This window comes from Massilia frigida (assembly GCF_011682175.1).
GTDB lineage: Bacteria > Pseudomonadota > Gammaproteobacteria > Burkholderiales > Burkholderiaceae_D > Telluria_A > Telluria_A frigida.
In genome coordinates this window covers 1-343 of sequence record NZ_WHJG01000199.1, presented here as the reverse complement: position 1 = coordinate 343, position 343 = coordinate 1, and the positions used below count along the sequence as shown (strand labels likewise).

At 65.3% G+C, this 343-nt stretch carries 1 protein-coding gene; it reads left to right on the top strand.

The window, feature by feature from the left end:
* Positions 1–343, top strand: a 343-nt coding sequence (locus tag F2P44_RS34675) for a TerD family protein (RefSeq protein ID WP_167094638.1), incomplete at both ends; no start/stop codon positions are given.

The following is a 343-nucleotide window of genomic DNA, read 5'->3' as shown; positions in this document are numbered from 1 at the left end:
ATTCAACGTGACAGTGGAAATGGCGCCGGCCGGGCTGGTGATCGACGTGGCCTGCTTCGGACTGGACGCCGACAGCCGCCTGTCGGACGAGCGCTTCATGATCTTCTTTAACCAGACGGCCAGTCCCGCCGATGCCGTCAAGTACGACACGCGCGGCGACGCCAGCATCTTCGCGATCGACCTGGCCCGGCTGCCGGCAAGCATCGAGCGCCTGGTGTTCGCCGCCTCCATCGACGGCGAGGGCAACATGAAGCGCCTCGGGCACAGCGCGATGACCCTGGGCTCGGCGCGCTTCGGTTTTTCAGGGGCCGATTTCGACACCGAAAAAGCGGTCATCGTGGGC